Raw genomic sequence first — 13,294 nt, forward strand, 5'->3', positions numbered from 1 at the left:
AACTGGGGAACTGCCTGGTAATATTAGGGGAAACAAGGGTGTCATAAAATAAGCGGAAGTAAACTTACAGTAAAAATCGGTTTGGATATGTGTCACTTTGCCGCGATGATTGTTGTATATGGAGAATTCTATCCTGCTAGAAGTGAATTGAAGTTGCTCGATTACCCAAAGATGCTATGATGGAAAAGGAGCGTTTGCCATTATTTATTATCTAAAGTAAAGAGAACATCAGATTGATATACTTTTTTCTTTAATGTACAACAGAGAATACAGGAGGAGTTTTTAAATGAATTTAGCGCAATTTCCCAGAAAACGATATACACCAACATATACACCGATTGAAAGATTAGATCATTTTTCTGAAGTTCTTGGGGGCCCATCCATTTATGTTAAACGAGATGATATGCTTGGTTTGACGGCTGGGGGAAATAAAACAAGAAAACTGGAATTCCTTGTTGCCGATGCATTGGAAAAAGGAGCTGATACGTTGATTACATGTGGAGGCATTCAATCCAATCATTGCCGCTTGACACTAGCTGCTGCCGTTAAAGAGAAAATGAAATGTATTCTTGTGTTGGAAGAAGGTCTTGCAAATTCTGAACCAGATTTTAACGGTAACTATTTTCTCTATCATTTATTGGGCGCTGAACAAATCAAAGTAGTGCCTAATGGAGCGGACTTAATGCAGGAAATGCAGAAAATAGCTAAAGAGGTAACAGAGAATGGACATAGCCCGTACATCATTCCGGTTGGGGGATCGAATGTCATTGGTGCAACGGGATATGTGGCTTGCGCACAGGAGATCTTGGCACAGTCCTTTGACCAAGGGATTGATTTGAAAGCAGTTGTTTGTGTAAGCGGCAGCGGAGGAATGCATGCTGGTTTGGCCGCAGGATTTCATGGAAATCAAAGTGGAATATCAGTAATTGGGATAAACGTAAGCAGAGGAAAAGCTGAACAAGAAGAGAAAGTTCATCAGCTAGTTAAAGAAACGTTAGCACACATCGGGATTCCACATTCAATTCCTCGTGAGGAGATTACGTGTTTTGATGAGTATGTCGGACCGGGTTATGCTTTGCCTACACCTGAAATGGTGGAAGCAGTCAAGCTAATGGCAAGAACGGAAGGGATTTTGCTGGATCCGGTATATACGGGTAAAGCGGCAGCGGGACTCATCGATTTAATACAAAAAGGCACCTTTAAGCCTGAGGATAACATTCTATTTGTTCACTCTGGTGGAGCTTCATCGTTATACGCCAATACTTCTCTCTTTAATGGATAAAATCTTGAGAAATTCGTTAAGAAATTTCCCACAGTTATTTTATGTGTGTTTCACATTATATCATGTACTTTGAGTAAATAATTATCTATCGAATTAGGGGAGGAATTATATGTATATTACCGTTTTGGATTTTATTAAAGAATGGAATAAAGAAGCCATACTTACTCAAAATGTTTTGGATGGTTTGACCGATGATTCATTAGATCAACAAGTTTATCCTGAAGGTCGCACTTTAGGAAGAATTGCATGGCATTTCACCACGAACATTCCAGATTATCTAGCCCATTTCGGGTTAAAGATAGACAGGATAGAAAGTTCGGAAAACGTTCCATCTTCAGCCCGGGAAATTGCTATCACTTTTAAAAATGTCAGTTCTCACGCAGCAAAAATCATTGAACAGCAATGGACAGACGAATCCCTGGAACAAATACAAGAAGCGTTTGGAAGACAGGAAACAAATGCTTCCATTCTTATGGGGCTAATCAAGCATATTGTTCATCATCGCGGACAAGTTACGGTTCTGATGCGTCAAGCAGGAATAAAACCTTCTGGGGTTTATGGGCCGCCAAAAGAAGATTGGATTCATCTAGGTGTGCAAAATCCACCACTTTAAAACATGTGCTATCTTATGGAGTTAGGGCAACAGACAGGCTCTGAATTTTATAAATATCCCAATTTCTCATTTATATCACTGAGAGATTGGGATATTTAATTTTTGCTTTCTTTCCTTATAATTAATTCAGCATAGATAGACGAGCAATTAAAACCCCATCATCAAGCGATCACATCAAAGGAATTTGAAATCGGTAAGGGTAAAGAGACGAGAAGAATTACAAATATTCTATGGAATCTTAAAACGTTGTTATCACAAATATTGGTGTAGATTATTTTCAGAAAAGAACGATATACAGAAACAAAATATCGATAAAGTCCTTTTTTGATTAAAAAAGGGGAGATTACTGGATTTCTTAATTTTGCTAAATTGTAATAAGCTGGGAGTTGAACAATGTTAATGGGTAACGCTCATGATACAATCTAGTTAATAGCAGTAATGAATAGAGAGAGGAGCTTTAATAAGTGCTCAAAAATAGAAAAGTAATCGTAACTGGCGCAGCTTCTGGAATAGGAAAAGAAATAGTGAAACAATGCTTATTTGAGGGGGCTTCAGTACTTGCATGCGATATTAATGAACATTCTTTAAATGATTTAATGCTGTCACTGGACAATCGATATCCCCTGCATACATATCAGTTAGATGTAAGTAATCATGAAGAGGTGGTTAAATTTTTTGTATATGTTGAAGCAGAACATGCTGATGTAGATGGTTTAGTAAATAATGCTGGAATTTATTTGGCGAAAAATTTATTGGATTATCAAGTAAATGAAATTGATAAAGTCCTGAATATAAACGTTAAAGGGTTTATTTATCTCTCACAAATGTTCGGTAAAAGATTGTTCCAAAGCCAAAGTGAGGGAGTTATCGTTAATATGTCTTCAGTGTCAGGAATAGAGGGCAGTTCAGATGCAATCTATGGGTTATCAAAAGCTGCCATATTAGGTTTAACGAAAAGCTGTGCCATGAATTTTTCACCCTACATCCGAGTTAATGCTGTTGCCCCAACGATGGTTAATACTCCCATGATGGGTAACATACCTGGATGGAGAAAAGAGGAGTATGTAAGTCACCAACTTATCCATACACCTGTCCTGCCTGAAGATGTGGCTGATACTGTTGTCTTCTTATTATCAGATAAAGCCAAGCATTATACAGGCGCAACGTTTGATATTAATAATGGGGGGTATCTAAGATAGTTCTGCTTCCTTGCCCGTTGCCCTTTGTAGTAGTTTTAAATTGATTTTAACATGTATAAAATTAGCTCTAAACTATCAATGGGTTTACATACAGCATTAATAAGCGAGCATGCTTCTCAATGATCATCCTATCGGCTATGCTTTCATAGGCCATTTTTTGTTTAATTCCGTTATGAAAGTTTTGACATTCTTTTTATCTTCCATAATTGGGGAATAGACGTACGAAAGTGTTCTGTTAAAGAATTCATTTTTCACCTGAATAATAGAAAGGATTTTATTTTGTACATCCCTTTCAATTACACTTCGGGATAGAAGGGCCAGCCCTGCGCCATTTTTTATAAGTGTTTCTTTAATTCCTTGATTACTGCTTATCGTGAGTATCGATTTAATTTTCAATCCATTTGAACGTATGACGTGATTAAGGTATTCACGTGTCCCAGATCCAACTTCCCTTGTTACCCATGCTTGGTCATGTAAATCAGTAATCCCGACTTCGTCTTGATTAGCGAGTTCATGATTGTTAGAAGACACAATGAATAGCTCATCTTGCATGAATGGGTGTACGGAAAGCTCTTTTTCATTAGTTTGACCTTCGATTAAACCAATATCCACTTTGTATAGCCGAACGGCTTGGACGATTTCTTCCGTGTTACCGATTACGACTTGAAGTTCAAGTTCAGGATAGTCCTCTTGAAGGTCGATGAGTAAAGAAGGGAGGATATACTCTCCTATTGTAAAACTTGCTCCGATCTTCAATTCACCCTTGATGGACCTATCGTGTTCCTGAATGTCTTGTCTGGTCTGTTCATAGATTGTGATCATTTGCTTGGCCCGGTCGTAAAGAATTTCTCCCGTTAAGGTGACTTTCAGGAATTTAGGAGAACGGAGAAATAATTTAGTTTGGAACTCTTCTTCCAATTTTTTTATATGCAAACTAACACTTGGTTGCGACATAAGAAGCATTTCTGCTGTTTTAGTAAAATTCTTGACTTCCACTAGGGTCACAAATGTTTTTAGAGCATCATAGTACATAGAAATTTCTCCTTATTATTAATATTCTTAATAGTTACAATAAATTATATATATTTTACTAATGATGCGCCTTCCGGTAAAGTTTTAATGAGAAACTTATTTTAGGAAGAGTATAAGCTGGGGAGGGTTAATGTCCTTTATAACCTTATTTTTTATTTGTAGCGTGCTATGAATCTATAATGACTGTATTTTCAATTTTTTTTGGAGTTAAAACCGACTTCGTCTATAGGAGTAAACGAATTAATTATTTTATGGATGGAAATAAAAATGTTTAACCCACTCGTTATACCTAAGAACCAACTAAGATAAGTTAATATTCCTTTGTGAGGTGGAAATCGTGCAACTTCAGGTAAGTAACAGTCCCTTTAATCATGAGCAGGCAGAGCTCCTTAACAGCCTCCTGCCTAGTTTGACAGAAACACAAAAAGTTTGGTTGAGCGGTTATCTGGCTGCATCTTTGTCAGTTTCGAATATGAGTTCAGCCGACGCTCCGGTATTGGAGGCTCAAAGCAGCGGAAAGACAGTATCAAAAGAGGTGACCATTCTTTATGGTTCACAGTCGGGCAATGCTCAAGGGCTGGCAGAAAATGCGGCGAGTAAGCTTGAGGGTAATGGCTTTCAGGTTACCATTTCATCCATGAGTGACTTTAAATTCAACAATTTGAAAAAAGTCCAAAATCTCCTCATTTCCGTTAGCACGCATGGAGAAGGTGATCCGCCGGATAATACATTGTCTTTCCATGAGTATCTTCATGGCAGGAGGGCTCCAAGCCTCGAAGGTCTCCGCTTTTCAGTATTGGCGCTTGGGGACAGTTCATATGAGTTTTTCTGTGAAACGGGAAAACAATTCGATAAACGCTTGGAGGAACTGGGCGGGACACGGTTATTTCCGCGAATGGACTGCGACCTTGATTATGATGAGCCTGCTTCCGAATGGCTGGAAGGAGTCATTTCTAGTTTAAATGAAGGTCAAGGCAGTTCTGTTGCTGCAGTTCCTGCAACGGTGGCTTCAGTAGGTGAACAAACGTATTCGAGAACAAATCCGTTTAAAGCGGAAGTGCTTGAAAATATAAACTTGAACGGTCGTGGCTCCAATAAAGAGACACATCATCTCGAGTTATCTCTTGAGGGCTCTGGTCTTGCATTCGAACCTGGAGACAGCCTTGGTATTTATCCGAAAAATGATTCGGATTTAGTGGATAGGCTTCTTAAGGAACTCAATTGGGACCCAGAAGAAATCGTGAAGGTCAATAAACAGGGAGAAGTTCGTCAGCTTAGGGAATCGCTCATCTCCGATTTTGAAATTACGGTTTTGACAAAATCCCTCATTGAACAAGCGGCCCAGCTTTCAGATAACGAAGATTTAAAGGAGCTTTTAGTGCCTGGTAATGAAGAAAGATTAAAACAATATCGTGAAGGCCGTGATTTGCTGGATTTTATCCGTGATTTTGGCTCGTGGGGTGAATCGGCGCAAGAATTCGTATCAATCCTCCGGAAAATTCCAGCCCGCCTATATTCAATTGCGAGTAGCTTATCCGCATATCCGGATGAAGTGCATTTGACAATCGGAGCTGTCCGGTATGAAAGTCACGGACGAGAAAGAAAAGGTGTCTGCTCCATTTTATGTGCAGACCGATTACAGCCTGGGGACATGCTGCCTGTTTACATTCAGCATAACCAGAATTTCAAGCAGCCGAAGAACCCAGACACTCCAATAATCATGATTGGACCGGGAACGGGTATAGCTCCGTTCAGATCCTTTATCCAGGATCGCGAAGAATCGGAAGCGAAAGGGAAAACGTGGCTCTTTTTTGGCGATCAGCATTTCGTGACGGATTTCCTTTATCAGACTGAATGGCAAAAGTGGTTGGAAACAGGCGTACTTACGAAAATGGATGTTGCCTTTTCACGTGATACTGATGAAAAAGTATATGTTCAAAACCGGATGCGCGAGCACAGCGGGGAATTATACGAATGGCTTCAAGAAGGAGCAGCAGTATACATTTGCGGTGACGAGAAAAACATGGCACATGACGTCCATAATACGCTTATTGAGATCATTGAAAAAGAAGGCAATATGAGCCATGCTGATGCGCAAGCTTATCTTGAAGAATTGCAACAAAATAAACGCTATCAACGTGATGTGTACTAAAAATTTCGAGGAAAAGGAGATAACAACATGGTGAACCCACTATTGAAAGCACCAGAAGGCCCGCCTAGTGATGTGGAGCAAATTAAAGACAAAAGCGATTATTTGCGAGGTACACTTGGAGAAGTGATGCAGGATCGGATTAGTGCCGGTATTCCGGATGATGACAATCGACTAATGAAACATCACGGCAGTTATTTGCAGGATGACCGGGATCTGCGCAATGAGCGTCAGAAACAAAAACTGGAGCCTGCTTATCAGTTTATGTTGCGTGTCCGCATGCCCGGCGGGGTGGCACAGCCTTCTCAATGGCTTGTTATGGATGACCTTGCTCAAAAATACGGTAACGGGACCTTGAAATTGACCACAAGACAAACATTTCAAATGCATGGTATTTTGAAATGGAATATGAAAAAAACCATTCAGGAAATCCATGCTTCCATGCTGGATACCATCGCTGCATGCGGAGATGTAAACCGGAACGTAATGTGCAATTCGATTCCATTTCAATCCGAAATCCATTCCGAAGTATATGAATGGTCGAAAAAATTGAGTGATTACCTCTTGCCACGTACAAGGGCGTACCATGAAATCTGGCTGGATGAAGAAAAGGTGGTCGGTACTCCTGAATTGGAGGAGGTCGAACCAATGTACGGAAAGCTTTATTTGCCAAGGAAGTTTAAAATCGGCATTGCGGTACCTCCATCCAATGACATTGATGTCTACTCCCAGGATCTTGGCTTCATAGCCATTGTTGAAAATGGAAAACTCATTGGTTTTAATGTGGCGATCGGCGGCGGTATGGGAATGACCCATGGTGACAAGGCGACATATCCCCAACTAGCCAAGGTAATCGGCTTTTGCAACCCAGATCAAATACTGGATGTGGCTGAAAAAGTCATTACGATTCAGCGTGATTATGGAAATCGTTCCGTACGGAAAAATGCACGATTCAAGTATACGGTTGACCGGCTTGGGCTCGAAACGGTAAAGGCTGAATTGGAAAATCGTCTAGAATGGAAGTTGGATGAAGCGAGAACTTATCATTTTGATAATAATGGTGACCGCTATGGATGGGTAAAAGGCATGCAAGGAAAATGGCATTTTACACTATTTGTCGAAGGTGGCCGAATTGCCGATTCCAATGATTACATGCTGATGACGGGTTTGCGTGAAATCGCAAAGATCCATTCGGGTGATTTCCGTTTGACGGCCAATCAAAACCTGATCATTGCAGATGTGTCAAATCAGAAAAAGAAAAAAATCATAGAATTGCTTGAAACATACGGTTTGACGGATGGTGCACATCATTCGGCGCTCCGACGCAGCTCGATTGCATGCGTGGCACTTCCAACATGCGGGTTGGCAATGGCCGAAGCAGAGCGCTATTTGCCGGTTCTGCTTGATAAAGTCGAGGCCATCGTAGATGAAAACGGGCTGAGAAACGAAGAAATTACGATACGCATGACCGGTTGCCCGAATGGCTGTGCCCGGCATGCACTCGGGGAAATAGGTTTTATCGGTAAGGCACCTGGCAAATACAATATGTATCTCGGTGCTGCATTCGACGGAAGCCGATTAAGCAAAATGTACCGTGAAAATATCGGTGAAGAAGAGATATTAAAAGAGTTGCGTGTACTTCTTTCCCGATATGCAAAAGAACGTCAGCAAGGAGAGCATTTCGGTGACTTTGTCATCAATGCGGGCATCGTTAAAGAAGTGACGGATGGAATGAATTTTCATGATTGATTAAATGCAGCGAGAGACAGGTATATTTTCCTGTCTCTTTTTGTATTCAAAAGTTTTCCGGAGGGCAATGATAAGAATGATGACTATGCCTGGAACACCGGTATTGAAACATGACCATTCACTCACATCGACTATTTTTTGACTTGCTGTTTATTTTTATAGGCTACCTCTGCTTCAATCTAATAAGATAATCCGGCGAAACCGGACTTTGCACCCCTACTGTGGAACGAGCGGTTTTTACTGGATTTTCCTTTGTATTAAAGAAGAGGGCATAGGCGTCAAACCAACCTTGATAATCTGGTTCATTTTCATAGCGAGGGAAAGCCCTTTAGTTTTCAAATCTGCTTTTAATGTTTCTAAGATTCCGATTGCCTGCCTTTCTGTATTGCCATATCTCTCATAAGTGTTTTTTCCGTCCTTGTTTAAAAGAGGAGGGACTGTTCCGCTAAACAATAACCGGTTATAATTTTGAGGTACAGCAACTGAACTGGAAATCGCAGAAGTCGGGGAGCCAAAGAAGGTCACTTTATCTGAGTTCAATTCATTTTTATCGTTACCTGCGGAAGCAAAAGAGATTCCTGTTATTGAACTTATACCTAATAATGAAGTAGCAATGACTGAAATTTCATACTTTTTTCAAAAAGTCAGCTCATTTTCGAAAAGGATTCCTAAAAATTTATTATTCAGAGACCCCGGTTTGGAGAATGTCAACTTTGGTTTCTATTTTAATGTCCATCATGGGATAGACCTTTCTCCATTGTTCATAGGTCATTTGTTTATTTTTGGCGTGATATTTTTCATTCAATCCAATCGGGTCAAGGGATTTTTTCTGAAAATCTTTAATAAGATGGTTCGCTTGCTTGGTTATATCATCTTCCATTTCCTTTTCAATTTTTTTTATCATCTTTCTATTGGTAAGGTTGTCACTTCGCATAGATTCCTTGATTTGTCCTTTAATTTTGAGCTTAATCGTAATGGACGGATTTCTTTCTGAGGCGGATACATCAAAACTTGATCCGCTTCGTATACTTTCCACTACGATATAGCTACTTTTCTTGTCTTTTAATTTAAATTTGTAAATTCCCCGCCTATGGTTTTGAACTAATGTCTTGAAAATGAACATATCATCCGTTCGAACTTTACTGACCATTTTATTTTCATGAAACAAGGCCACTCCTGATACTGCAACTTCTTTATTAATTAACTTAAACAAAGGAAGAAACGAATCGCCGCCTGTTTCTAGAGAGTTTCCTAAAAAAAGATGGAGGTTTGTATCCGGGCCGTTCCCTGTTTCAATTTGTTGATTGATCAAATCCGATAAATAGATTCCGATATTTACATTCGTATTTGGTGGTTTTGTATTTACGAAATCCTTGACCTTTCCTTCAACGATGGCCAAAAAGACCCTGTTTCCAAGTTGAGGCTCACGGTAGAGATAGTCGGTCAGTTCTGTCATTCCTATTTCATGTACGATTTTTTCGCTAAATAAAACGATGCGTGTCTGTCCAAGCATCACCGGTTTATCCGCTTTTTTGGATACGATAGCCTGAACATCACTCGTTGTTGTCGATGTTCCAGTTAAGATTTGATACTTACCCATCTTGTCCTGTTGGAAGATAGGGATGATGAACATTCCTTCGATTATTTTATCCTTTCGTATATCGTAGCCAATAGCTTGGGACATATTGACTTCATCAACCACTCTTGGCTCGGCACAGCTGCAAAGGAGGGGAAAAGCCAAGATGACAAGAAATAATTTTCTCATAAACGTTTCCTCCTTTTCTTTATATAAATGATGGCTAAAAGAAGAGGCAAATATAATGTAAGGAAAAGCACGGCGTATGGATTGATGATTTTATTCAATATATATAGGGAATCTTGATCAAAAACAAATATATTAGTGATTAGGATAATAATGGATATCGCCCATAATGGATACTTTTGCTTAACATTTAATATGCGCTTGATACCCCTGCTGGCAGCCCACAAGCAGATGGTCATGTTGGGTATGACAAAAATGGCCCACCAAGAAACTTCTATATATTCAAATCGCTGAATAAAGGGCAGTTCGACAATGCTGGTCATTGTAAGTGTCGGCCAGATAGTTAGCTCCAACTGTTTGTGTGAATAAAAAATCAGTGAAACTAAATAAATGAAAACGGTTAATAAGGTTGTTGTTAATGCCCCTCCATGAGCATATTTTTGTGATGTTTTAGCATCTTTGATGAACGGATAAAACATCAGGATCATTTCAAAACCAAGAAAAGTTAAGGAAGTACTTCTCGTTCCCTTCAGTATATCCAATAGATTGTGGTCGAATATAGGGAGCAAATTGGTGAATTCAGAGTATTTCATGGCATAAAATGGGACAAAGAAAATCCAGTAAGACAAAATGACGCTTAAAAAGGCAATTCCCGTAATTGTACGGAAGCCTCCCGTATTTATATAATAGATCAGAAGCAAGAAAACCACTGTAAACGCCCAAGAAGCTACCGCTTCAAACATCCAAACATGTATGACATTTATATAGCTGATAATCATATCCATCCCAATGATCATAAAGTAAAGAATGAATAATAGACTGAAAAAATTCCCAATCCATTTTCCGAATGCATGATTATTGGCAGAAATGATATCACCTGGAACGATACTTAATATTTTATATATGATCCAGATCAATACATGAACGATCAGTCCGGCAAGTAGTATCGAAATCCAGCCATCAGTTCCCGCCGACTTTGCTAAAACTCTTTGAAAACTTAAAACGCCTACTCCCGTTTGCATGGAATGCACTAAAAAAAACACATAGAACGGTGATACCTTATATTTTTCATTAACACCAGCTTGGTTCATACAGGCCCCTCATTTAAGATCATTCATTAAAATCATTTTTTTTGATTCTTGCTTTTTTTGGATGTGGCTGTCTGGATCTATCATCAGGACGTAAATTTACAGGCCGCGACTTGAAAATATTAAAGGGAAGACGTACAAAGCTGTCTTTCCAATCTTTCATACGAAATGGGTATATGGGTTCAAGGTACGGGTGTCCCATTGACGTTAATTTGATAAGGTGGGTTATCAAAAACACGGCCGTAATGATTATGCCAAGTCCCCCCCAAATTTGGGCTCCCACTAAAAAGGGGAACCGCAACAGCCGTATGGCATTACCCATTTTGTAAATAGGAGTAACAAATGATGCCAATGCCGAGAGGGCAACGATGATCAACAAGATATTACTGGTCAAACCAGCAACAACGGCTGCTTGACCGATTACGATACCGCCGACGATACCTAATGTCTGACCCACCTTTGTTGGTAGCCTGGCAGCCGCTTCCCGTAATAGCTCTATGGAAATCTCCAAGAATAATGCTTCGATCAATGGCTGAAATGGGATTAAGTTCCTTGAAGTGACGATCGTTTCCAAAAGATCTTTAGGGATCAGTTCATAGTGATAAGTAAGAACGGCTACATAAATAGGAGTGGCAAATATCGAAAAAGCGACCGCGAATATCCTTAATAACCTGAAAGCAGATGCCGGAACCCAAGGCATATTATAATCTTCCATGGTGATAAAGTATTCCAACAAAATGGTTGGTGTAATGAGTACTGAGGATGACCTATCGATTAACAAGGCTACTTTACCTTCAGCCAGTGCACTTGCGATGCGATCAGGCCTTTCCGTATTTAGAAAAAGGGGAAATAAGGTATTTGAATTATCATATAGCATTTGCGCGAGATTGGACCCATCCAATATTTCATCAAATTCTATGTCATTGATCCTTTGTATAACATTATCTACATTTTCCTGGTCAACGATTCCTTCTATTGATAACACTGCCACTTTTGTTTTAGACAATGACCCCACAGTCTTTTCACTTACTTGCAATCCAGGGATAGGCAGCCTTTTTCTAACTAGATTCAGATTAATATCAATATCCTCGACAAACGCTTCTTGAGCACTTATGATCCCAAATTCGAGTTCAGGCTTCGCAACTTGTCTTCCTTTTTGGGCTGCAACATTGATTAAAAGGCATTCATCAAGATTTCCATCTAAGCGAAGTGCAATTTCGCCTCTCATTATCCTTTCTTCGATTACAATCTTGGTACTGGTAATCAGTGTATTTTCAATAGGTACGTTTTCCTTTATTTGCTCCAAATTTATCGTTTCCAGAGTCGGTATGACAGAAAGAATACTTTCGTGAAGCTCCTTTGCATCGATTAAAGAGCGATAAAAGGATACCCAATATCCTATGCCATTATATGTTCCTTGATGGTTTACGAAATCAGTGGATGAAGAAAGGGTATTGAAAAGGTCCCTTACTTCCGAAACTTTATTTAATTCATCATTTTTATCGTTTGGTTGATTGGTTTTTTTTTTGAACTTTCCGCGGTTAAACAAATGTTGTCACCTCTAATCTAAAGCTAGTTATCCTAGCATTTGCAATTTAATTACAAATTAACCATTTCCATATTAAATTGGATCAAAAGAAGGACTAATTGAAATCTGAATTGGATATGCAGGATGATGAAGTTTTTAAGCGGATTTTCATTCCCGGTTATGGAGTTTCGGCTTTTTCCTATTTGTCAATGGAACGATGGATTATCCAGCATTCAATGAAATAGTCCTGGATTTATCGGCTGTGAGGTCGAATCAAGGCACACGGTTTCCAGCGAGATGCTGGTCATTTCAAAAATCTGTTCAGTCAGGGAGCAGGATGTGGAAACATACGAAACAGCCAAAGAGCATATTTTTGACGGAAAAACGCTTTTATTTATAGATGGAATGGCAAATGGTTTTGTCTTGCACCTGAAAAGGAAAAAAACCGAACGTTTGGTGAACCTTCTACGGAGAGGGTAGTCGTTTCCATTCAGGCCGTTGATATTAGGGGCGGGAAATTTTGGAGGGTGCAGGGGTGATCAACAATTCAAAGTTGGTCGGGGTCATGAATGATGAAGATATAGTTGCATTAAATTGTTTGAATGGTGAGGTAAAGGGAGGAATAATGAAGCGGTCCAACACGGTAAACCATTAAGTATTGAAGTGATCAATAGGACAAGGAAGAAAATCAAGACGGAATTGAACCGGAATCATTTGACGATCAATATTAGGTATGTCGAAGATCAGCATCCAAAGTTTCGGGAGAAAAATAAGAAGAAATGGGACGGAATTTTCAGTAATGCTGTCATTCATTATGAAGTGGATATTAGGGTCGAAGATGTCGTTTCAAAAGGAGGGATAAAGTGACTGGTAAAAAGAAAACCTTCCAAAT

At 39.5% G+C, this 13,294-nt stretch carries 13 protein-coding genes; 9 read left to right on the forward strand and 4 right to left on the reverse strand.

Going from position 1 to position 13,294, the window contains the following annotated elements; genetic code table 11:
- Nucleotides 1–286: 286 nt before the first annotated feature.
- The 3 genes from JNUCC41_RS20775 (at nucleotide 287) to JNUCC41_RS20785 (ending at nucleotide 3,094) form a co-directional block, all read left to right on the forward strand.
- Nucleotides 287–1,282 carry a D-cysteate sulfo-lyase gene (locus tag JNUCC41_RS20775; protein ID WP_192204623.1) on the forward strand — a complete coding sequence of 332 codons (996 nt, stop codon included), beginning with the start codon at nucleotides 287–289 and terminating at the stop codon, nucleotides 1,280–1,282.
- Nucleotides 1,283–1,391: 109 nt separating this feature from the next.
- Nucleotides 1,392–1,895: a DinB family protein gene (locus tag JNUCC41_RS20780; RefSeq protein ID WP_192204625.1), complete on the forward strand. Its 504-nt coding sequence runs from the start codon at nucleotides 1,392–1,394 to the stop codon at nucleotides 1,893–1,895.
- A gap of 464 nt (nucleotides 1,896–2,359) precedes the next feature.
- Entirely contained in the window at nucleotides 2,360–3,094 is a 735-nt protein-coding gene (locus tag JNUCC41_RS20785; protein WP_192204627.1) for an SDR family NAD(P)-dependent oxidoreductase, read from the forward strand.
- A gap of 135 nt (nucleotides 3,095–3,229) precedes the next feature.
- Here the strand turns inward: JNUCC41_RS20785 and JNUCC41_RS20790 are convergent, their stop codons facing one another.
- Nucleotides 3,230–4,126 (reverse strand): LysR family transcriptional regulator, encoded by an 897-nt coding sequence (locus JNUCC41_RS20790; RefSeq protein WP_192204629.1) that lies wholly within the window; start codon nucleotides 4,124–4,126, stop codon nucleotides 3,230–3,232.
- Nucleotides 4,127–4,463: 337 nt separating this feature from the next.
- On the opposite strand from JNUCC41_RS20790, the gene JNUCC41_RS20795 reads away from it, so the two are divergent.
- Both JNUCC41_RS20795 and cysI read left to right on the forward strand, forming a co-directional pair.
- Nucleotides 4,464–6,278: an assimilatory sulfite reductase (NADPH) flavoprotein subunit gene (locus JNUCC41_RS20795; protein WP_192204631.1), complete on the forward strand. Its 1,815-nt coding sequence runs from the start codon at nucleotides 4,464–4,466 to the stop codon at nucleotides 6,276–6,278.
- Nucleotides 6,279–6,305: 27 nt separating this feature from the next.
- Nucleotides 6,306–8,024 carry an assimilatory sulfite reductase (NADPH) hemoprotein subunit gene (gene cysI, locus JNUCC41_RS20800; protein ID WP_192204635.1) on the forward strand — a complete coding sequence of 573 codons (1,719 nt, stop codon included), beginning with the start codon at nucleotides 6,306–6,308 and terminating at the stop codon, nucleotides 8,022–8,024.
- Between the two features lie 679 nt (nucleotides 8,025–8,703).
- Here cysI and JNUCC41_RS20805 read toward each other — a convergent pair.
- From JNUCC41_RS20805 to JNUCC41_RS20815, 3 genes are read right to left on the reverse strand one after another with little or no spacing between them, the layout of a single operon-like run.
- Nucleotides 8,704–9,789 carry a Ger(x)C family spore germination protein gene (locus tag JNUCC41_RS20805; protein WP_192204636.1) on the reverse strand — a complete coding sequence of 362 codons (1,086 nt, stop codon included), beginning with the start codon at nucleotides 9,787–9,789 and terminating at the stop codon, nucleotides 8,704–8,706.
- A complete protein-coding gene (locus tag JNUCC41_RS20810) occupies nucleotides 9,786–10,877 on the reverse strand; it encodes a GerAB/ArcD/ProY family transporter (protein WP_192204638.1) in 1,092 nt (363 codons plus the stop codon). The genes JNUCC41_RS20805 and JNUCC41_RS20810 overlap by 4 nt, the downstream gene beginning before the upstream one ends.
- A 19-nt stretch (nucleotides 10,878–10,896) precedes the next feature.
- Nucleotides 10,897–12,423 carry a spore germination protein gene (locus JNUCC41_RS20815; protein ID WP_192204640.1) on the reverse strand — a complete coding sequence of 509 codons (1,527 nt, stop codon included), beginning with the start codon at nucleotides 12,421–12,423 and terminating at the stop codon, nucleotides 10,897–10,899.
- A gap of 98 nt (nucleotides 12,424–12,521) precedes the next feature.
- On the opposite strand from JNUCC41_RS20815, the gene JNUCC41_RS27160 reads away from it, so the two are divergent.
- From JNUCC41_RS27160 to JNUCC41_RS20830, 4 genes are all read left to right on the forward strand, one after another.
- Nucleotides 12,522–12,647 (forward strand): hypothetical protein, encoded by a 126-nt coding sequence (locus JNUCC41_RS27160; RefSeq protein ID WP_286182177.1) that lies wholly within the window; start codon nucleotides 12,522–12,524, stop codon nucleotides 12,645–12,647.
- A gap of 94 nt (nucleotides 12,648–12,741) precedes the next feature.
- Nucleotides 12,742–12,882 carry a hypothetical protein gene (locus tag JNUCC41_RS20820; RefSeq protein ID WP_192204642.1) on the forward strand — a complete coding sequence of 47 codons (141 nt, stop codon included), beginning with the start codon at nucleotides 12,742–12,744 and terminating at the stop codon, nucleotides 12,880–12,882.
- Nucleotides 12,883–12,937: 55 nt separating this feature from the next.
- Nucleotides 12,938–13,057, forward strand: a complete 120-nt coding sequence (locus JNUCC41_RS20825) for a hypothetical protein (RefSeq protein WP_192204644.1) — start codon at nucleotides 12,938–12,940, stop codon at nucleotides 13,055–13,057.
- Between the two features lie 8 nt (nucleotides 13,058–13,065).
- The gene (locus tag JNUCC41_RS20830) at nucleotides 13,066–13,269 is read left to right on the forward strand and encodes a hypothetical protein (RefSeq protein ID WP_192204646.1); all 204 of its coding nucleotides are present in this window, start codon (nucleotides 13,066–13,068) and stop codon (nucleotides 13,267–13,269) included.
- Nucleotides 13,270–13,294: the final 25 nt, after the last annotated feature.

Source organism: Brevibacillus sp. JNUCC-41, assembly GCF_014844095.1.
Lineage (GTDB): Bacteria > Bacillota > Bacilli > Bacillales > DSM-1321 > Peribacillus > Peribacillus aracenensis.

What these genes read in the sequence shown, in the direction of transcription:
- JNUCC41_RS20780 (WP_192204625.1), top strand. Translation starts at nt 1,392, where the DNA reads ATGTATATTACCGTTTTGGATTTTATTAAAGAATGGAATAAAGAAGCC.
- JNUCC41_RS20775 (WP_192204623.1), top strand. Translation starts at nt 287, where the DNA reads ATGAATTTAGCGCAATTTCCCAGAAAACGATATACACCAACATATACA.
- JNUCC41_RS20805 (WP_192204636.1), bottom strand. Translation starts at nt 9,789, where the DNA reads ATGAGAAAATTATTTCTTGTCATCTTGGCTTTTCCCCTCCTTTGCAGC.
- JNUCC41_RS20790 (WP_192204629.1), bottom strand. Translation starts at nt 4,126, where the DNA reads ATGTACTATGATGCTCTAAAAACATTTGTGACCCTAGTGGAAGTCAAG.
- JNUCC41_RS20810 (WP_192204638.1), bottom strand. Translation starts at nt 10,877, where the DNA reads ATGAACCAAGCTGGTGTTAATGAAAAATATAAGGTATCACCGTTCTAT.
- cysI (WP_192204635.1), top strand. Translation starts at nt 6,306, where the DNA reads ATGGTGAACCCACTATTGAAAGCACCAGAAGGCCCGCCTAGTGATGTG.